The following is an 18,467-nucleotide window of genomic DNA, read 5'->3' on the forward strand; positions in this document are numbered from 1 at the left end:
GTCCGGGGCGATAAAGGAGAGGTGAGACTCGGTGAAGGGAACCGTGGGCGAGTTGGGGGAGTTCGGGCTCATCAGAGAGCTCACGTCCCGGCTCACCACCACTCCGGCGGTACGGCTGGGGCCCGGCGACGACGCCGCGGTCGTGGCCGCGCCCGACCGCAGGGTCGTGGCCAGTACGGACATCCTGCTGGAAGGCCGGCACTTCCGGCGTGACTGGTCGACGGCGTACGACGTCGGCCGCAAGGCCGCCGCCCAGAACCTCGCCGACATCGCGGCCATGGGCGCCGTGCCCACCGCGCTGCTCCTCGGCCTCGTCGTCCCCGCCGACCTTCCCGTCACCTGGGCCGCCGAACTGATGGACGGGCTGCGTGACGAATGCCAGGTGGCGGGCGCCGCCGTGGTCGGCGGCGATGTGGTCGGCGGTGACACGATCACCGTCGCGATTACCGCCCTCGGCGACCTGCGCAACCACGAACCGGTCACCCGGGCCGGCGCCCGCCCCGGCGACGTCGTCGCGGTCACCGGCTGGCTCGGCTGGTCCGCCGCCGGGTACGCCGTGCTCTCCCGCGGCTTCCGCTCGCCCCGCGCCTTCGTCGAGGCCCACCGCCGCCCCGAACCGCCGTACCACGCGGGCCCCGCCGCCGCCGGGCTCGGCGCCACCGCGATGACCGACGTCAGCGACGGCCTCGTCGCGGACCTCGGGCACATCGCGGAGTCCAGCAAGGTCCGCATCGACCTGCGCTCCGGCCTCATCGACATCCCCTCGCAGATGTCCGACATCGGCCAGGCCGTCGGCGTCGACCCGCTCCAGTGGGTGCTGACCGGGGGAGAGGACCACGCGATCGTGGCGACCTTCCCGCCGGACGTGAAGCTGCCCGCCCGCTGGAAGGTAATCGGCGAGGTCCTCAACCCCTCCGCCCTGCCCCAGGTCACCGTCGACGGCGCGCCCTGGACCAGCAAGGGCGGCTGGGACCACTTCGGCTCCATCGAGGACACCCCGCCCCGCCCGTGAGCCGGGGACCCACGCGCGGGGATTAGATTGCTGCGTATGCCCATACGTACCGCTGTACCGCCCCGTGTGCTCACCGTCGCCGGATCAGACTCCGGCGGCGGTGCGGGGATCCAGGCCGATCTGAAGACGATGCTCGCGCTCGGCGTGCACGGCATGAGCGTGCTCACCGCCGTCACCGCACAGAACTCCCTCGGCGTCCAGGGCGCGTGGGAGCTTTCGGTGGACGCCGTACGCGCCCAGTACCGCAGCGTCGTCGACGACATCGGCGTCCAGGCGGTGAAGACCGGAATGCTAGCCTCCGCCGCCCTCGTGGAGACCGTCGCCGAACTCCTCGCCACGACCGGCGCCCCCGTCGTCGTCGACCCGGTCGGCGTCTCCAAGCACGGCGACGCGCTGCTCGCAGCCGAAGCCCTCGATTCCGTACGGACGAAGCTGCTGCCCGTAGCCACCGTCGCCACCCCGAACCTCGACGAAGTGGCCCAGCTCACCGGGGTCACGGTCACCGACGAGAGCGGGATGCGCCGGGCCGCCGAGGAAATCCTCGCCTTCGGACCGCGCTGGGTCGTGATCAAGGGGGGCCACCTGCCCGGTGCGGCGGTGGACCTGCTCACCGACGGGAGCGCGGAACACTGGCTGCGCGCCCCCCGGCACGACAACCGCCACACCCACGGCACCGGCTGCACCCTGGCCTCGGCCATCGCCTGCGGGCTCGCGCTCGGGAAGGACGTGCCCACGGCGGTACGGGACGCGAAGACGTACGTCACCGGCGCGATCGAGGCCGGCTTCCCGCTCGGCGGCGGCATCGGCCCCGTCGACCACGGCTGGCGGACCCGCCCGGCTGCCGATCCGGCTTCCTGATCAGCCCCTGAGCACAGCAAAAAGCCGGTCCACCGAGGTGGACCGGCTTTTTGGGCAACCGGCAGGCTGCGCTACGACGGGGACGTCAGCGCGCGACCTTGCCGGCCTTGATGCACGAGGTGCAGACGTTGAGCCGCTTCGGCGTCCGACCGACCACTGCACGCACGCGCTGGATGTTGGGATTCCAGCGACGGGACGTACGGCGGTGCGAGTGCGAAATGCTGTTGCCGAAGCTCGGCCCCTTGCCGCAAACGTCGCAGTTGGCAGCCACGGGTCACTCCAAAGACTTCAGATGCACTTACAGTGAAATCCGGCGCGCCGGAATCATTTGACTGAAGTGGCGGTACCGGAGGAATGGCCCGACTTTCATCGGGCAACCGGAGCAGCATACAACGCCTGCTTCGGAGATACGAAACTACCACGGGTCGCCCCCCGCCCCGCCCGCCCCCTGTCCGGGCCGGAACCCCGGCAGGCGGGCTAACCTGCGGTGCAGTCCGTCGCCACGGCCGATCGAGGAGGACCATCGGTGCCGCAGCTCCCCGACGATCTGAACGCCGTCGCGGTGCGCACGTGGTGCTCACTGGCCCTGGAGGCCCTGGGCCGGGAGCGCGCGGAGATCGACGCGATCAACGTCTATCCCATCGCCGACGGGGACACCGGCACCAATCTCTATCTGACCGTCGAGTCCGCCCACGCGGCCGTCGAAGCGGTGTTCGCCGCGCACGAGACCGCGGCCACCGCGCCCGCCACCGCCGACGCCGTACGCGCCATGGCGCACGGCGCTCTGATCGGCGCCCGGGGGAACTCCGGCACCATCCTGGCCCAGCTGCTGCGCGGCATGGCCGGGGTGCTGGCCGACGGCGGCGACGCGGCTCACCTGAGCCTCGCCCTCACCCGGGCCGCCGACGCCGCCCGCCGGGCCGTCGCCCACCCCGTCGAGGGCACCGTGCTCACCGTCGCCGCCGCTGCCGCCGAGGCCGCATCGGGCGAGTCCGCCGAGGGCGGGGACGCAGACCTGCGCGCCGTCGTGCAGGCCGCGTACGCCGGAGCACGCGCGGCCCTCGCGAAGACGCCCGAGCAGCTCGCCGTCCTCGGCCGGGCGGGCGTGGTCGACGCCGGGGGCCGGGGACTGGTCGCGGTCCTGGGCGCGCTGGTGGAGACGGTGACCGGGCAGGCTCCGGCGCGGGGGCCCCGCACCGGGACCGGGAGGACGCCCGCGCCCGTGGACGGCGGCTCCGTGGTGGGCCTGCCGGTGGGCGGCACGCCGGTGGAGAGCGGTCCGGCGGGGGAGGGGCCGCTGGACTGCCCCGAGGACCCGGGCGCCGGGCCCGCGTTCGAGGTGATCTACCTCCTGGAGGCCCGTGACGAGCAGGTGGCCCGGCTGCGCACCCGGCTCGACGCCCTCGGCGACTCCCTGGTGGTGGTGGGCGGCGACGGGCTCTGGCACGTCCACGTCCACGTCGACGACGCCGGGGCGGCCGTGGAGGCGGGCGTCGAGGCCGGGCGGCCGTACCGCATCCGGATCACCCACTTCGCCACCGAGAGCGGCCACGACCTCCGCGTCCAGGCCGAACCCGCCCAGCGCGCCGTCGTCGTCGTGGTCCCCGGCGACGGACTGGCCGGGCTCTGCACCGAGGCCGGCGCCACCACCGTGATCGCCCGCCCCGGCGAACCGCCCGCCAGCGGCGAACTGGTCGACGCCATCCGCCGCGCCCACGCCCGTGAGGTGGTGCTGCTGCCCAACGACGCGGCCCTGCGCCACACCGCCGCCGCGGCCGCCGAACAGGCCAGGACCGAGGGGGTGCGGGTCGCCCTCGTCCCCACCCGGGCCGCCGTCCAGGGCATCGCCGCCCTCGCCGTCCACGAGCCCGACCGGGGCTTCGACGAGGACGTGGTCGCCATGACCGCCGCCGCCGGTGCCACCCGCTACGCCGAGCTGGCCGTCGCGGAGCGCCAGTCGTGGACCATGGCCGGGATCTGCCAGGCCGGGGACATCCTCGGCCTGATCGACGGCGACGTGGCCGTGATCGGCGCCGACGTCCCGGCCACCGCCCGCACCGTCCTCGACCGGATGCTGGCGGCGGGCGGCGAGCTGGTCACCCTCGTCCTCGGCGAGGACGTCCCCGACTCGCTGGCCGACGCGCTGGAGGAGCACGTGCGCGACGGCTACCTCGCCGTGGACACCGTCGTCTACCGGGGCGGGCACCAGCGCGCCCCCCTGCTGATCGGCGTCGAGTAGCCGAGAAAGTCGAGTAGCCGGGAAACCGGCGCACGGCCGCGCCCGGCGGACAGCTGTCAGTGCCGTGGTGTGCAATGGATCGCGTGTCCTCGTTCGATGAACCCCTCAAGAAGCTGCTCGGCGGAGCCACCGCGAAGGTGATGGCCGAACACCTCGACCTGCACACGGTCGGTGATCTGCTGCACCACTACCCGCGGCGGTACGAGGAGCGCGGCAAGCTGACCGCGCTGGCCGACCTCCCGCTGGACGAGCACGTCACGGTGCTCGCCCAGGTCGCCGACGCCAGGATCCTGATGTTCAACAACGGCCGGGGCAAACGCCTGGAGGTCACCCTGACCGACGGCAGCGGCCGCCTCCAGCTGGTCTTCTTCGGCCACGGAGTCCACAAGCCGCACAAGGAGCTGCTCCCGGGCCGCCAGGCGATGTTCGCGGGCAAGGTCTCCGTCTTCAACCGCAAGATGCAGCTCGCCCACCCCACGTACCAACTGCTCGACGCCTCCGACGCCGACGAGGCGACCGAGGCCGTGGACGCCTTCGCCGGGCGGCTGCTGCCGATCTACCCCGCGTGCAAGCAGCTCGACTCCTGGCGGATCGCCAAGGCCGTCGACGCCGTACTGCCCAGCGCGCGGGACGCGGTGGACCCGCTGCCCGTCTCCCTGCGCGAGGGCCGGGGCTTCACCTCACTGCCCGAGGCCCTGCTGAAGGCGCACCGCCCGCAGACGAAGGCGGACGTCGAGGACGCCAGGGCCCGGCTCAAGTGGGACGAGGCGTTCGTCCTCCAGGTCGCCCTGGCCCGCCGCCGCTACGCCGACACCCAACTGCCCGCCGTCGCCCGCCGCCCCGTCGCGGACGGCCTGCTGGACGCCTTCGACGCCAAGCTGCCCTTCACCCTCACCGAGGGCCAGGAGAAGGTCAGCAAGGAGATCTTCGACGACCTGGCCACCGAGCACCCGATGCACCGCCTCCTCCAGGGCGAGGTCGGCTCCGGGAAGACGATGGTGGCGCTGCGCGCCATGCTCACCGCGGTCGACGCCGGCGGCCAGGCCGCGATGCTCGCCCCCACCGAGGTCCTCGCCCAGCAGCACCACCGCTCGATCACCGAGATGATGGGCGAGCTGGCCGAGGGCGGCATGCTGGGCGGCTCCGACCGCGGGACGAAAGTCGTCCTGCTCACCGGGTCCATGGGCATGGCGGCCCGCCGACAGGCCCTGCTCGACCTGGTCACCGGCGAGGCGGGCATCGTCATCGGCACCCACGCCCTCATCGAGGACAAGGTCCAGTTCCACGACCTCGGCCTCGTCGTGGTCGACGAGCAGCACCGCTTCGGCGTGGAGCAGCGCGACGCCCTCCGTTCGAAGGGCAAGCAGCCGCCCCACCTCCTCGTCATGACCGCCACCCCCATCCCCCGTACGGTCGCGATGACCGTCTTCGGCGACCTGGAGACCTCCGTCCTGGACCAGCTCCCGGCCGGCCGCTCCCCGATCGCCAGCCACGTCGTCCCCGCCAAGGACAAGCCGCACTTCCTCAGCCGCGCCTGGGAACGCGTCCGCGAGGAGGTCGAGAACGGCCACCAGGCATACGTGGTCTGCCCCCGCATCGGCGACGACGCGGAAGAGGCGGAGGGGAAGGGCGGGAAGAAGGCGAAGGCCAAGAAGCAGGCCGCCGACGAGGACCCCGAGAAGCGGCCGCCGCTCGCCGTGCTGGAGATCGCCGACGAGTTGCGCAAGGGCGCGCTGGCCGGACTGGGCGTCGAGGTGCTGCACGGGAGGATGCACCCCGACGAGAAGGACGACGTCATGCGCCGCTTCGCCGCGGGGGACGTCGACGTCCTGGTCGCCACCACCGTCATCGAGGTCGGGGTCAACGTCCCCAACGCCACCGCCATGGTGATCATGGACGCCGACCGTTTCGGCGTCTCCCAGCTCCACCAGCTCCGCGGCCGCGTCGGCCGCGGCTCCGCCCCCGGGCTCTGCCTGCTGGTCAGCGAGGCCCACGAGGCGAGCCCCGCCCGCGCCCGGCTCTCCGCCGTCGCCGCCACCCTCGACGGCTTCGAGCTCTCCCGCATCGACCTGGAGCAGCGCCGCGAGGGCGATGTGCTGGGCCAGGCCCAGTCCGGAGTGCGCTCATCGCTGCGGATGCTCACCGTCATCGACGACGAGGAGGTGATCGTCGCCGCCCGCGAGGAGGCCGTCGCGATCGTCGCCGCCGACCCCGAGCTGGAACACCTGCCGGAGCTGCGCACGGTGCTGGCCGCCCTCCTGGACAAGGAACGCGAGGAGTATCTCGACAAGGGGTGAGGGCGCGGGGCGTCCTGCCGGTCGGGCCGGTGCGGGCCGACCGGCCTATCGTGGAGGCACGGCACGCGCACAGCGTGCGATACCGACCGCCGACGGCCCGTGCGCCGTACGCCCCCGACCCCGAGGACCCGACACCCATGACCCGCGTGATCGCCGGCTCGGCCGGCGGACGCCGCCTGGCCGTCCCGCCCGGCACCGGCACCCGCCCCACCTCCGACCGTGCGCGCGAGGGCCTCTTCTCCACCTGGGAAGCGCTGCTCGGCACCCTGGAGGGGGCCAGGGTCGCCGATCTGTACGCCGGATCCGGCGCCGTCGGCCTCGAAGCGCTCTCCCGCGGCGCGGTCCACGCCCTGCTCGTCGAGGCCGAGCCGAAGGCCGTCCGCACCGTCCGCGACAACGTCCGCGCCCTCGGTCTCCCCGGCGCCGAGGTCCGCACCGGCAAAGCCGAGCAGATCGTGACAGGACCGGCGCCCGCCGACCCGTACGACATCGTCTTCCTGGACCCGCCGTACGCCGTCACCGACGACGATCTTCGCGAGATCCTGCTCACACTCCGTGCTCAGGGGTGGCTCAGCGGCGATGTGCTCGTCACCGTGGAACGCAGCACCCGGGGCGGAGAATTCGGCTGGCCCGCCGGATTCGAGCCACTGCGGTCCCGTCGCTACGGCGAGGGAACGCTTTGGTACGGTCGCGCCGCCGCTACGTGCGAAGACGCACGATGACCGGACCGGAGAGCGAGGGAATCACAGTGCGCCGCGCCGTCTGTCCGGGGTCGTTCGACCCCATCACCAACGGACATCTCGACATCATTGGCCGAGCCTCGAAGCTGTACGACGTGGTGCACGTGGCGGTGATGATCAACCAGTCCAAGAAGGGGCTGTTCACCGTGGACGAGCGGATCGAGCTGATCCGCGAGGTCACCGCCGACTTCGGCAACGTCGAGGTGGAGTCCTTCCACGGCCTGCTGGTCGACTTCTGCAAGCAGCGGGAGATCCCGGCGATCGTGAAGGGCCTGCGGGCCGTCAGCGACTTCGACTACGAGCTGCAGATGGCCCAGATGAACAACGGGCTCTCCGGCGTCGAGACGCTCTTCGTGCCCACCAATCCGACGTACAGCTTCCTGTCGTCCTCGCTGGTCAAGGAGGTGGCGACCTGGGGCGGCGATGTCTCCCACCTGCTGCCGCCGACCGTGCACGGGGCGCTCGTGCAGCGGCTGGGTGAGCGCTGATCCGCTGACGGCCCGTCACCAGGTGTCGGGCGGCGGCCGACTGGCCTTACAGTCGTCCCGTCCGTCTCCAACGGAGCAGCAGCTTCAACAGAGCAGCAGAGAGTGGCGAGCACACGGTGGACGTGCAGAAGAAGCTCGACGAGATCGTCGAAGCGGTCGGGAGCGCCCGATCCATGCCCATGTCGGCCTCGTGCGTGGTCAACCGCGCCGAGCTGCTCGCCATGCTCGAAGAGGTACGCCAGGCCCTGCCCGGCTCCCTCGCCCAGGCGCAGGAGCTGATCGGCGGCCATGAGCAGCTCGCCGTGCAGGCCCGGCAGGAGGCCGAGCGGATCATCGAGGCCGCCCACGCCCAGCGCGCCTCGCTGATCTCCGAGACCGAGATCGCCCGCCAGTCGCAGAGCGAGTCCGACCGGATCCTGTCCGAGGCCCGCCGCGAGGCCGAGGAGGTCCGGGCCGAGGCCGACGACTACGTGGACAGCAAGCTCGCCAACTTCGAGGTCGTCCTCACCAAGACCATCGGTTCCGTGGACCGGGGCCGCGAGAAGCTCCTCGGCCGCGGCCAGGGCCTGGACGAGCAGGGCTATCAGGACCCCGACTTCGCGGAGGCCCCCGAGCGCAGCGCCGACCCGGAGACCCTGCGGCAGCGGGCCGACGCCTATGTCGACGCCAAGTTCGGCGCCTTCGAGGCCGTTCTCACGGGGACCCTGGAGGCGGTCGGCCGGGGCCGCCAGAAGCTGCACGGCCGGGTCGCCAGCGACGACCTCGGCGCGCACATGGCCGCCCAGGACGCCGCGGGCGCCCAGGGGCACACCAGCGACGCCGACTACCTGGCCGGCCTCGCCGAGCTCGCCCCGGAACCGCAGCAGCCGCCCCAGCCGCCCCACCAGCCCCAGTACCCCGCGCCGCCGCAGGGCGAGCCGAGCTACGCGCAGGCGGCGTACGGCTATCAGGAACAGTCGCAGCAGCCGCTCCAGCAGGGTGTCCAGGACGCGTACGGCTACCAGCAGCAGCCCGATCCGTACGCGGCGTACCAGCAGCAGGGGGGCTACGACCCGAACGGGTACCCGCCCCAGCCGGGAACTCAGCCGGACTACGGCTGGCCGCAGCAGGTTCAGCAGCCCCAGGCGCCCGACCGGGAGGACGGGGGCGCGCTGGACGAGACCAGCCTCTTCGACACCAGCATGATCGACCTGGAACAGCTGCGCCGGTACGAACAGGGCCGCTGATCCCGGGCAGGCTGCCCCGATTGGGTGCTGAGCGGTCCGTCCAGTATCCTGAATCCTCGGTCGCACATAGGTCCGCGATCTCGGCTGCCCGTTTCGTCCACGGAACGGAGACGGTTCGTCCCCGGACCGCAGACGGCCTTTCCTTCGCAGGACGACACCCATGATTTCGAAAGCAGGAAAAGCCCTGAACGGCCACCTCGACCACCGCAATCCTCTCGTGTTCGATACGCGCGAGCTGGGTCGGCGTCCCGGTGCCCTGAAGCGGCTGACCCGCACGGTGGACGCACCCGGTTCACCGGTCCTGGGCATCGACGGCGTCATCGGCGTGCCGGAAGGCGCACCCGTGGAGCTGGACCTCCGCCTCGAATCGGTCATGGAAGGGGTGCTTGTCACAGGCACCGCCCGTGCAACCGCCGAGGGGGAGTGCGTAAGGTGTCTGGAGCCGCTGACCGTAGAGGTCGAAGCGGACTTCCAGGAGATGTTCTCGTACCCTGACGCCGATGACCGGGGCCGCAGCAGTGCGGCGGAACCGGCCGACGACGCCGAGGACGACGAGGACAGGTTCTTCCTCGAGGACGGCTTGTTCGACCTCGAGTCAATGCTGCGTGACGCGGTAGTGCTCGCACTGCCCATGCAGCCGGTGTGCAAGGAGACCTGCGCCGGTCTGTGTTCCGAATGCGGAATCAGGCTGGACGAGAATCCGGACCACCACCACGACGCCCTCGACATTCGTTGGGCGGCACTGCAAGGACTCGCCGAGACCGTTCAGGACGGCGAGAAGGACAACATGGGCGGCGCCGAACCGGGCGTCGACGAGAAGCAGGAGAAGTAGCCGTGGCTGTTCCGAAGCGGAAGATGTCGCGCAGCAACACGCGCCACCGCCGGTCGCAGTGGAAGGCTGCGGTCCCCACCCTGGTTTCGTGCGAGCGTTGCCAGGAGCCCAAGCTCCAGCACATTGCGTGCCCGAGCTGCGGCACCTACAACAAGCGCCAGGTCCTCGAGGTCTGAGCGGCTGGTGAGAGGCCCGATGTCTGAGTTGTCCAGCGCCAAGAAGCAGGCAGACAACGTCAACACAGCCTCGTCCCACACGCTTCTGGAAGGGCGGCTCGGGTATCACCTCGAGTCCGCCCTTCTGGTGCGTGCGCTGACCCACCGTTCGTACGCATACGAGAACGGCGGTCTGCCCACCAACGAGCGGCTCGAATTCCTCGGGGATTCGGTGCTCGGTCTGGTGGTCACGGACACGCTGTACCGCACCCACCCCGACCTGCCCGAAGGCCAGCTGGCCAAGTTGCGGGCCGCGGTGGTCAACTCGCGTGCACTTGCGGAAGTGGGCCGCGGCCTCGAACTCGGCTCCTTCATCCGGCTCGGCCGCGGTGAAGAGGGCACGGGGGGCCGGGACAAGGCTTCCATCCTCGCCGACACACTGGAAGCAGTGATCGGCGCGGTCTATCTCGACCAGGGCCTCAGCGCGGCCTCGGAGCTGGTCCACCGGCTCTTCGACCCGCTGATCGACAGGTCCTCGAACCTCGGTGCCGGCCTGGACTGGAAGACCAGCCTCCAGGAGCTCACCGCGAGCGAGAGCCTCGGAGTCCCCGAGTACCTCGTCACGGAGACCGGTCCGGATCACGAGAAGACCTTCACTGCTGCCGCTCGCGTCGGTGGTGTCTCGTACGGCACCGGCACCGGCCGTAGCAAGAAGGAAGCGGAGCAGCAGGCGGCCGAGTCCGCCTGGCGTGAGATCAGCGCCGCCGCGGAGGCACGGCTGGCCGCGGAGAAGTCCGCGGCCGACGGAGGGGCCGCCGACACCCCTGCCGATCCGTCGCCGCACGCGGACGCAGCTCCGGCCTGAAGCGAAACGGGAACCCCTCGGCGCCACGCGCGCCGGGGGGTTTTCCCTGTCCCGGGGGAGCGGGTCCACCGGAAGAACCGCCCCCGTACTACCGTCGTCGTGTCTGGAGTACCGCATCGTGCCTGAGCTGCCCGAGGTCGAAGTCGTCCGTCGGGGCCTCGAACGCTGGGTCAGCGGCCGCACCGTCAGCGACGTCGAGGTCCTGCACCCGCGCGCGGTCCGCCGGCACCTCGCGGGCGGCGTCGACTTCGCCGCCCGGCTGCGCGGAGTCCGCTTCGGCGCGGCGATGCGCCGCGGCAAGTACCTCTGGGTGCCGATCGACGAGGCATCCGCCTCGCTGCTGGGACACCTCGGCATGAGCGGACAGCTGCTGGTGCGGCCGGCGGACGCGCCCGACGAGAAGCACCTGCGGATCCGGCTGCGGTTCGACGACGCGCTCGGCACCGAGCTGCGCTTCGTCGACCAGCGCACCTTCGGCGGGCTCTCGCTGCACGACAACACCCCCGACGGCCTGCCGGACACCATCGCGCACATCGCCCGGGACCCCCTCGACCCCCTCTTCGACGATGCCGCGTTCCACGCCGCGCTCCGGCTGCGCCGTACGACGGTCAAGCGCGCCCTGCTCGACCAGTCGCTGATCAGCGGGGTCGGCAACATCTACGCGGACGAGGCGCTCTGGCGCGCCAAGCTGCACTACGACCGGCCGACCGCGACCCTGACCCGCCCCAGATCCGCCGAGCTGCTCGGTCACGCCCGCGACGTCATGAACGCGGCACTCGCCCAGGGCGGCACCAGCTTCGACAGCCTGTACGTCAACGTGAACGGCGAGTCCGGCTACTTCGACCGGTCGCTCGACGCGTACGGCCGGGAGGGCGAGCCCTGCCACCGGTGCTCCACCCCGATGCGCCGCCGCGCCTGGATGAACCGCTCCAGCTACTACTGCCCGCGCTGTCAGCGCCCGCCGCGCGCCTCGTCGTAGCGCGTACGGGCGGCCAGCACGTCGTCCATCCGCTCCTCGACGAACCGGATCAGCCCGAGGAGCTTCTCCGTGACCTCGCGGCCGAGCGGGGTGAGCTCGTAGTCCACCCGGGGCGGGTTGACCGGCTGGGCCTCCCGGCGGACGAGCCCGTCCCGTTCCAGCGCGTGGAGGGTCTGGGAGAGCATCTTCTCGCTGACCCCGTCGACCCGGCGGCGCAGCTCGTTGAACCGGAGGCTTCCCTCGTGCAGGGCGCCGAGCGTCAGGCTGCCCCAGCGCCCGGTGGCGTGCTCCAGCGTGGAGCGCGAGGGGCACTCCCGGGAGAAGACGTCGAACGCGAGGCGGTCCGTATCCCTGGCCATGGCAGAAGCTTACTCCCGCACAGTGCTCACCCCGAGGGAGCGCTGTGCGGGAGCAAGTGGAGAGTGGAGGTGGGCCGCGGAGGTGGGTCAGAAGCCGAAGTTCTGGACCCACCAGGGGCCGCCGGAGCCCTCGTGGACGCCGATGCCGATGGTCTTGTAGTCGCAGTTGAGAATGTTCGCCCGGTGGCCTTCGCTGTCCATCCAGCCCTCCATCACGGCCTGGGCGTCGGCCTGGCCGCGGGCGATGTTCTCCGCGCCGAGCCCCTGCACGCCGGCCTGCGCGGCCCGGTCCCACGGAGTGTCGCCGTCCGGGTCCGTGTGGTCGAAGAAGCCGCGGGCCGCCATGTCCTCGCTGAAGCTCTGGGCGAGCGAGGTCAGCGGGGCGCTGGTGCTCAGCGGGGAGCAGCCGGCCCTGGCGCGCTCCTCGTTCACCAGCGCCAGCACCTCGGTGCGTGCGGAGGCGTCGGTGGGGGAGGGACTCGGCTTCTTGCCGGGCGGCGGGGCGGAGGAGGTCTTCGGCGGGGCCGGGGCCTTGCTCGCCGGGGCGCTGCTCTTCTCCGGGGCCTTCGGCGCGGCGGGCGCCTTCGCCTTCTCGGACGGGGTGGCCGCCGGCTTCTTCGACGTGGCGGGGGCGGCCGACTTCGACGGCGTCTTCGAGGGCGAGGCCGACGGCGTCCTGGACGGTGCCTTCGTCGGAGCCTTGCCCGGTGCCTCCGGGCGCTCGGAGCCCCGGCTGGTCGGGGAGGCGGACCGGTCGGCCGGCGCGGTGGAGCTGCCGCCCTGTGTCAGCAGGTCCGGAGCGCCGCCGGTGCGCACCTGGTCGGCGGCGGTGGTGTTGCCGGAGGTGTGGGTGTCGCCGCCGGGAAGCAGGCCCGAGGCGACGGCGACCGCGCCGACGGCCACGGCCGCCGAGACGCCGAGGAGTCCGGTGCGGATCGGTACGGCCGACTTCTTGCGGCGCGTGCCCCGGCGCCGCGAAGCGCCCCCGGTCGCGGGTTCTTCAGCGGCGGGGCCTGCGGCGGATCGTCGATGGCGTCCCATGCGCTGTGCCTTCCTGGTACTCCGGACGCCCGTGCGACGTCGACTCGACTGCCCCGTTGATCGAATTCGGTGGCACGCGGGGGGAATGCCGCCGCTCGATCGACTTTTCGGCCGACACCCATCCGATGCTCACCCGAACGAGTGAGGCTGTTCCGACGGGACTGTAGCCCATGGCCGAAAGGGGGCGATGTGCTTCACGAGCAATTGGCCGGTTAGCGTTCGGGCATGAACGAAGAAGCGCGCCTCGTCGTCTGGGTACGCGGCCGAGTACAGCAAGTAGGCTTCCGCTGGTTCACCAGGGAAAATGCTTTGGAGATCGGCGGTCTCATCGGGTTCGCCCTCAATCTCGACGATGGCAGGGTGCAGATCGTGGCCGAAGGGCCGCGTGAGAATTGCCACCGTCTGCTGGACTGGCTGAGGTCCGACGACACACCCGGGCGCGTGGACGGAGTCACTGAGATCTGGGACACCCCGCGCGGTGGATACGACGGATTCGCCATCCGCTGATCGCGTCCCGCGCGGACCGTCCGATCCGCTTGGTGAACGCCGCGTACCGAACGGTCACCGGAACGCCCGCTCCGGCTCCGCACCCGAAATGACCTGCGGCGGGAGCTGACTGCGGCCGATGGTTGCCAGATACGGGATGTCGTGCGAGGCTGCGGCATTGACGAAGATCCGCGCCCCCTCGGGGTCCCGCAGGAGAGCCGCGCCGCATGATCGTCCGGCAGCGTGCCCCCGGGACGCCCGGGTACACAGGGTGTGATCGTGTTGACCGTCAAACTTTTTGGTGAGACGCTGAAAACCCCGCGCACCTTAGCTGTTCGGTAGAGCTGACAAGCAGCAGAACCGCAGTGGTGACAGAGCCCTGCCGAGCACCGCGGGTGCGATTCACCAGACGACCCACACCGCATCGGTCGGTCACTCATTGTGGAGGACCATCCATCATGGCAAAGGCGCTTCTCGGTTACGTCGGCGGTTCCGACCCGCGACTCCTCGCCGAGATGCGACGGCTCCAGCAGCGCGTCCAGGACCTGGAATCCGAGCTCAACCGGATCCAGGACGAGAACGACGCGCTCAACGCCGCCGCCCAGCACCAAGAGTCGCTGCTCGACAGCATCGACATCGACGTACCCCAGGGCGAGCCTGCGCTGACCTGACCACCCTGGCCCCTCGGGCCGGTCGGGCCGGGCACGCTCAGTAGCCTCGGAACCTCTCTGATTCGTCTCGCGTCACGGATCGCCGTCCCCGAACACCGGGGTCCCCGCAGCACCGGGGACGTCGTTGTCCGGTCGTTCTGCGATGCACGGCGCAGGACCGGCAGCTGGATCGACGCAGACACCAGCAAGATTCACAGGGACGCCTCGGCGTCCCTTTTTCTTTGCCCGGCCCCCACCCCGGACGTCCCCACCCTTCGCTTACCGTCTGATGTGCCCTGCACCTTCATCAGCGAAACCGAGAGTGAAAGGTAGAGTCCGGCGGCGTGCACCTCAAGGCCCTGACCCTGCGTGGTTTCAAATCGTTCGCGTCCGCCACCACCCTGCGGTTCGAACCGGGGATCACCTGCGTCGTCGGCCCCAATGGGTCCGGCAAATCCAATGTGGTGGACGCGCTCTCGTGGGTCATGGGGGAACAGGGCGCCAAATCGCTGCGCGGCGGCAAGATGGAAGACGTGATCTTCGCCGGGACGACCGGGCGGCCCCCGCTCGGCCGCGCCGAAGTGTCGTTGACCATCGACAATTCCGACGGGGCATTGCCCATCGAGTACGCCGAAGTGACGATCACTCGGATCATGTTCCGCAATGGCGGCAGCGAATACCAGATCAATGGCGACACCTGCCGACTGCTCGACATCCAGGAACTCCTCTCCGACTCCGGCATCGGCCGCGAGATGCACGTCATCGTCGGACAGGGCCAGTTGGACTCCGTGCTGCACGCCGACCCGATGGGCCGCCGGGCCTTCATCGAGGAGGCCGCGGGCGTCCTCAAGCACCGCAAGCGGAAAGAGAAGGCCCTGCGGAAGCTGGACGCGATGGGCGCCAACCTGGCCCGGGTCCAGGACCTCACCGACGAACTGCGCCGCCAGCTCAAGCCGCTCGGCCGGCAGGCCGCCGTCGCCCGTCGGGCCGCCGTCATCCAGGCCGACCTGCGCGACGCCCGGCTCAGGCTCCTCGCGGACGACCTGGTGACCCTGCGGGACGCGCTGCGCGACGAGATCGCCGACGAGGCGGAACTGAAGAAGCGGAAGGACGCGGCCGAGGCGGAGCTGAGGACGGCGCTCGCCCGCGAGGCCGAGCTGGAGGGCGAGGTGCGCCGGCTCGCGCCCCGGCTCCAGCGCGCCCAGCAGACCTGGTACGAGCTGTCGCAGCTGGCCGAGCGGGTCCGCGGCACGATCTCGCTGGCCGACGCCCGGGTCCGCAGCGCCTCCGAGGCGCCCGCGGAGGAGCGCCGGGGCCGGGACCCCGAGGACCTGGAGCGCGAGGCCGCCCGGATCCGTGAGCAGGAGGCGGAGCTGACGGCGGCCCTGGAGGCGGCCGAACACGCGCTGGAGGACACCGTCGCCCACCGCGCCGACCTGGAACGGGAGCTGGCCGCGGAGGAGCGTCGGCTCAAGGACGCGGCCCGTGCCATCGCGGACCGGCGCGAAGGGCTCGCCCGGCTGGGCGGCCAGGTCAACGCGGCCCGTGGCCGGGCCGGTTCGGCACAGGCCGAGATCGACAGGCTGGCCGCCTCGCGCGACGAGGCGCGGGAGCGCGCGGCGAGCGCCCAGGAGGAGTACGAGCAGCTCAAGGTCGAGGTCGAGGGGCTGGACGGTGCCGACGAGGAGCTGACCGCCCGCCACGAGGAGGCCCAGCAGGCCCTCGCCGAGGCCCGGGCCGCCCACAGCACGGCCCGCGACGAGGCGACCGCCGCCGAGCGCAGCCGGGCGGCGGTCGCCGCCCGGCACGAGGCTCTGGCCCTGGGGCTCCGGCGCAAGGACGGCACGGGCGCGCTGCTCGGGGCCCGGGACCAGCTGGCCGGACTTCTCGGCCCGGCCGCCGAACTGCTGGCCATCGAGCCCGGTTACGAGATCGCGGTCGCCGCCGCCCTCGGCACGGCGGCGGACGCCGTGGCCGTCACGGACCCGGCCACGGCCGCCGCCGCGATCCGGCTGCTGCGCGAACGGGACGCGGGGCGCGCGGCGATGCTGCTGGGGGCGGACAGCCCGGCGGCCGCGGACAGCGGGGCCCCTGCGGACAGCGTTGCCGCCGCGCCCCGTCACGTACCGGAGCAGGCGCTCGTACGGGAGGCGGCGCAGGAGCCCGCACCCGCCGTGCTGCCCGCGCAGGGGGGCACGGAACCCGGGTCGGCGGCGGCGACTGGCACGGACGCCGCGGCACACCCGGCGGGCCGAGCCGCGACGACCACGGTCCTCGCCGCGCCCGCCGTCGCCGGACTGGTGCGCGGGCCCGCCGCGCTGCTCGGAGCCGTACGCGGCCTCGTACGGGACATGGTGGTCGTCGGGACGCTGGAGGAGGCCGAGGAACTGGTGGCCGCGCGCCCCGGGATCACCGCGGTGACCGCTGAAGGCGACGTGCTCTCCGCCCACTTCGCCCACGGCGGGTCGGCAGGGGCGCCCAGCCTCCTGGAGGTGCAGGCCGCCGTCGACGAGGCCGCCGCCGAGCTGGCCGGCCTGGCCGTGCGGTGCGAGGAGCTCGCCGAGGCCCAGCGCCGGGCGGGGGAGCGGCGCACGGAGCGGACCGCGCTCGTCGAGGAGCTGGGGGAGCGCCGCCGGGCGGCCGAACGGGAGAAGTCCGGCTTCGCCCAGCAGCTCGGGCGGCTCGCCGGGCAGGCGCGGGGCGCGGCCGGCGAGGCCGAGCGCATGACCGCGTCCGCCGCCCGCGCCCAGGAGGCCCTGGAGCGGGCGACGGAGGAGGCCGAGGAGCTGGCCGAACGGCTGCTGGTCGCCGAGGAGGCCCCGGCCGAGGCGGAGCCCGACACGTCCCGGCGGGACCGGCTCGCCGCCGACGGGGCCAACGCCCGCCAGACCGAGATGGAGGCCCGGCTCCAGGCCCGTACCCACGAGGAGCGGGTCAGGGCGCTGGCCGGCCGCGCCGATGCGCTGGACCGGGCCGCCCGCGTCGAACGGGAGGCGCGCACCCGTGCCGAACAGCGCCGGGCCCGGCTGCGGTACGAGGCCGAGGTGGCCTCCGCCGTGGCCTCGGGGGCCCGTCAGCTGCTGGCGCACGTCGAGGTGTCCCTCGTACGGGCCGACCAGGAGCGGACGGCGGCCGAGGCGGCGAAGGGCGAGCGGGAGCGCGAGCTGGCCGTCGAGCGCGACCGGGGCCGGGGGCTGAAGGGCGAGCTGGACAAGCTCACCGACTCGGTCCACCGGGGCGAGGTGCTGGGCGCGGAGAAGCGGCTGCGGATCGAACAGCTGGAGTCGAAGGCCCTGGAGGAGCTGGGCGTGGAGCCGGCGGGGCTGGTCTCCGAGTACGGGCCGGACCAGCTCGTGCCCCCGTCGCCCGCCGCCGAGGGCGAGGAGCTGCCCGAGGACCCGGAGCATCCCCGTAACCGGCCGAAGGCGTATCTGCGGGCCGAGCAGGAGAAGCGGCTGCGGTCGGCCGAACGGGCGTACCAGCAACTCGGGAAGGTGAATCCGCTCGCCCTGGAGGAGTTCTCGGCGCTGGAGGAACGGCACAAGTTCCTCTCCGAGCAGCTTGAAGACCTGAAGAAGACCCGGGCCGATCTGCTCCAGGTGATCAAGGAGGTCGACGAGCGGGTCGAGCAGGTCTTCACGGAGGCCTACCGGGACACCGCCCGTGAGTTCGAGGGGGTCTTCTCGCGGCTCTTCCCCGGCGGCGAGGGGCGGCTCGTTCTGACCGACCCGGACGACATGCTCGCCACCGGGGTGGACGTCGAGGCGCGTCCGCCGGGCAAGAAGGTGAAGCGGCTCTCCCTGCTGTCGGGCGGCGAGCGGTCCCTGACGGCGGTGGCGCTGCTGGTCGCGATCTTCAAGGCCCGGCCCAGCCCGTTCTATGTGATGGACGAGGTCGAGGCCGCGCTCGACGACACCAACCTGCAGCGGCTGATCCGCATCATGGCGGAGCTCCAGGAGAGCTCCCAGCTGATCGTGATCACCCACCAGAAGCGGACGATGGAGGTCGCCGACGCGCTGTACGGCGTGTCCATGCAGGGCGACGGGGTCTCGAAGGTCATCAGCCAGCGGCTGCGCTGACTTTTTACCGAATCATCAGAAGTTCAACGCACCTTTTGTGCACTCCTGGGTACACGGGGGATCGAGATCGGATCGACCCGCTGTTTGACTTCGCTTCTTGAACGCATAATCTCTGCAAAGTTGATTTCGCCTTCAAGTGGTGGCGGGCCGAATGTTGTGCC

At 71.8% G+C, this 18,467-nt stretch carries 17 protein-coding genes; 14 read left to right on the forward strand and 3 right to left on the reverse strand.

What is annotated here, in order from left to right:
• The first annotated feature begins 31 nt into the window (after nucleotides 1-31).
• A complete protein-coding gene (locus tag ACH4KB_RS03420) occupies nucleotides 32-1,012 on the forward strand; it encodes a thiamine-phosphate kinase (RefSeq protein WP_398063094.1) in 981 nt (326 codons plus the stop codon).
• Nucleotides 1,013-1,048: 36 nt separating this feature from the next.
• A complete protein-coding gene (gene thiD / locus ACH4KB_RS03425; RefSeq protein ID WP_398063096.1) occupies nucleotides 1,049-1,870 on the forward strand; it encodes a bifunctional hydroxymethylpyrimidine kinase/phosphomethylpyrimidine kinase in 822 nt (273 codons plus the stop codon).
• A gap of 85 nt (nucleotides 1,871-1,955) precedes the next feature.
• Here the strand turns inward: thiD and rpmB are convergent, their stop codons facing one another.
• Nucleotides 1,956-2,141, reverse strand: a complete 186-nt coding sequence (gene rpmB / locus ACH4KB_RS03430; protein WP_003965989.1) for a 50S ribosomal protein L28 — start codon at nucleotides 2,139-2,141, stop codon at nucleotides 1,956-1,958.
• 255 nt (nucleotides 2,142-2,396) lie between these two features.
• Here rpmB and ACH4KB_RS03435 point away from each other — a divergent pair, with 255 nt between their 5' ends.
• The 9 genes from ACH4KB_RS03435 to mutM all read left to right on the forward strand — a co-directional run bounded on the left by ACH4KB_RS03435 (nucleotide 2,397) and on the right by mutM (nucleotide 11,691).
• A complete protein-coding gene (locus ACH4KB_RS03435; RefSeq protein ID WP_398063098.1) occupies nucleotides 2,397-4,109 on the forward strand; it encodes a DAK2 domain-containing protein in 1,713 nt (570 codons plus the stop codon).
• Between the two features lie 74 nt (nucleotides 4,110-4,183).
• Complete coding sequence (recG, locus tag ACH4KB_RS03440; RefSeq protein ID WP_398063100.1) at nucleotides 4,184-6,406, forward strand: ATP-dependent DNA helicase RecG; 2,223 nt, start codon at nucleotides 4,184-4,186, stop codon at nucleotides 6,404-6,406.
• A gap of 137 nt (nucleotides 6,407-6,543) precedes the next feature.
• On the forward strand, nucleotides 6,544-7,128 hold the full coding sequence (gene rsmD, locus ACH4KB_RS03445; RefSeq protein WP_398063102.1) for a 16S rRNA (guanine(966)-N(2))-methyltransferase RsmD: 585 nt from the start codon (nucleotides 6,544-6,546) through the stop codon (nucleotides 7,126-7,128).
• 26 nt (nucleotides 7,129-7,154) lie between these two features.
• The gene (gene coaD / locus ACH4KB_RS03450) at nucleotides 7,155-7,634 is read left to right on the forward strand and encodes a pantetheine-phosphate adenylyltransferase (RefSeq protein ID WP_398063352.1); all 480 of its coding nucleotides are present in this window, start codon (nucleotides 7,155-7,157) and stop codon (nucleotides 7,632-7,634) included.
• A gap of 116 nt (nucleotides 7,635-7,750) precedes the next feature.
• On the forward strand, nucleotides 7,751-8,860 hold the full coding sequence (locus tag ACH4KB_RS03455; RefSeq protein ID WP_398063104.1) for an ATP synthase F0 subunit B: 1,110 nt from the start codon (nucleotides 7,751-7,753) through the stop codon (nucleotides 8,858-8,860).
• Nucleotides 8,861-9,020: 160 nt separating this feature from the next.
• Nucleotides 9,021-9,692 (forward strand): YceD family protein, encoded by a 672-nt coding sequence (locus tag ACH4KB_RS03460; RefSeq protein WP_398063106.1) that lies wholly within the window; start codon nucleotides 9,021-9,023, stop codon nucleotides 9,690-9,692.
• Nucleotides 9,693-9,694: 2 nt separating this feature from the next.
• Entirely contained in the window at nucleotides 9,695-9,868 is a 174-nt protein-coding gene (gene rpmF, locus ACH4KB_RS03465) for a 50S ribosomal protein L32 (RefSeq protein WP_003965982.1), read from the forward strand.
• 19 nt (nucleotides 9,869-9,887) lie between these two features.
• On the forward strand, nucleotides 9,888-10,712 hold the full coding sequence (gene rnc, locus ACH4KB_RS03470) for a ribonuclease III (protein ID WP_398063108.1): 825 nt from the start codon (nucleotides 9,888-9,890) through the stop codon (nucleotides 10,710-10,712).
• A gap of 118 nt (nucleotides 10,713-10,830) precedes the next feature.
• Complete coding sequence (gene mutM, locus ACH4KB_RS03475) at nucleotides 10,831-11,691, forward strand: bifunctional DNA-formamidopyrimidine glycosylase/DNA-(apurinic or apyrimidinic site) lyase (RefSeq protein WP_398063110.1); 861 nt, start codon at nucleotides 10,831-10,833, stop codon at nucleotides 11,689-11,691.
• On the opposite strand, the gene ACH4KB_RS03480 is transcribed toward mutM, so the two are convergent.
• Nucleotides 11,664-12,050, reverse strand: coding sequence for a winged helix-turn-helix transcriptional regulator (locus ACH4KB_RS03480; protein WP_398063112.1), 387 nt, complete (start codon nucleotides 12,048-12,050; stop codon nucleotides 11,664-11,666). The two genes, mutM and ACH4KB_RS03480, sit on opposite strands and share 28 nt — an antisense overlap.
• Nucleotides 12,051-12,137: 87 nt before the next feature.
• Nucleotides 12,138-13,091, reverse strand: a complete 954-nt coding sequence (locus tag ACH4KB_RS03485) for a CAP domain-containing protein (RefSeq protein ID WP_398063114.1) — start codon at nucleotides 13,089-13,091, stop codon at nucleotides 12,138-12,140.
• Nucleotides 13,092-13,316: 225 nt separating this feature from the next.
• Here ACH4KB_RS03485 and ACH4KB_RS03490 point away from each other — a divergent pair, with 225 nt between their 5' ends.
• From ACH4KB_RS03490 to ACH4KB_RS03500, 3 genes are all read left to right on the forward strand, one after another.
• Complete coding sequence (locus ACH4KB_RS03490) at nucleotides 13,317-13,598, forward strand: acylphosphatase (protein ID WP_398063116.1); 282 nt, start codon at nucleotides 13,317-13,319, stop codon at nucleotides 13,596-13,598.
• Nucleotides 13,599-14,035: 437 nt separating this feature from the next.
• Complete coding sequence (locus ACH4KB_RS03495; RefSeq protein WP_003965973.1) at nucleotides 14,036-14,248, forward strand: hypothetical protein; 213 nt, start codon at nucleotides 14,036-14,038, stop codon at nucleotides 14,246-14,248.
• 323 nt (nucleotides 14,249-14,571) lie between these two features.
• Entirely contained in the window at nucleotides 14,572-18,306 is a 3,735-nt protein-coding gene (locus tag ACH4KB_RS03500; protein WP_398063118.1) for an AAA family ATPase, read from the forward strand.
• Nucleotides 18,307-18,467 lie beyond the last annotated feature (161 nt).

It is taken from the genome of Streptomyces sp. NPDC017520, from assembly GCF_044329855.1.
GTDB lineage: Bacteria > Actinomycetota > Actinomycetes > Streptomycetales > Streptomycetaceae > Streptomyces.

Coding starts and splice junctions, on each gene's coding strand:
- thiD (WP_398063096.1), top strand. CDS start 1,049: ATGCCCATACGTACCGCTGTACCGCCCCGTGTGCTCACCGTCGCCGGA.
- recG (WP_398063100.1), top strand. CDS start 4,184: ATGGATCGCGTGTCCTCGTTCGATGAACCCCTCAAGAAGCTGCTCGGC.
- rsmD (WP_398063102.1), top strand. CDS start 6,544: ATGACCCGCGTGATCGCCGGCTCGGCCGGCGGACGCCGCCTGGCCGTC.
- ACH4KB_RS03460 (WP_398063106.1), top strand. CDS start 9,021: ATGATTTCGAAAGCAGGAAAAGCCCTGAACGGCCACCTCGACCACCGC.
- rnc (WP_398063108.1), top strand. CDS start 9,888: ATGTCTGAGTTGTCCAGCGCCAAGAAGCAGGCAGACAACGTCAACACA.
- ACH4KB_RS03480 (WP_398063112.1), bottom strand. CDS start 12,050: ATGGCCAGGGATACGGACCGCCTCGCGTTCGACGTCTTCTCCCGGGAG.
- ACH4KB_RS03485 (WP_398063114.1), bottom strand. CDS start 13,091: ATGGGACGCCATCGACGATCCGCCGCAGGCCCCGCCGCTGAAGAACCC.
- ACH4KB_RS03490 (WP_398063116.1), top strand. CDS start 13,317: ATGAACGAAGAAGCGCGCCTCGTCGTCTGGGTACGCGGCCGAGTACAG.
- ACH4KB_RS03495 (WP_003965973.1), top strand. CDS start 14,036: ATGGCAAAGGCGCTTCTCGGTTACGTCGGCGGTTCCGACCCGCGACTC.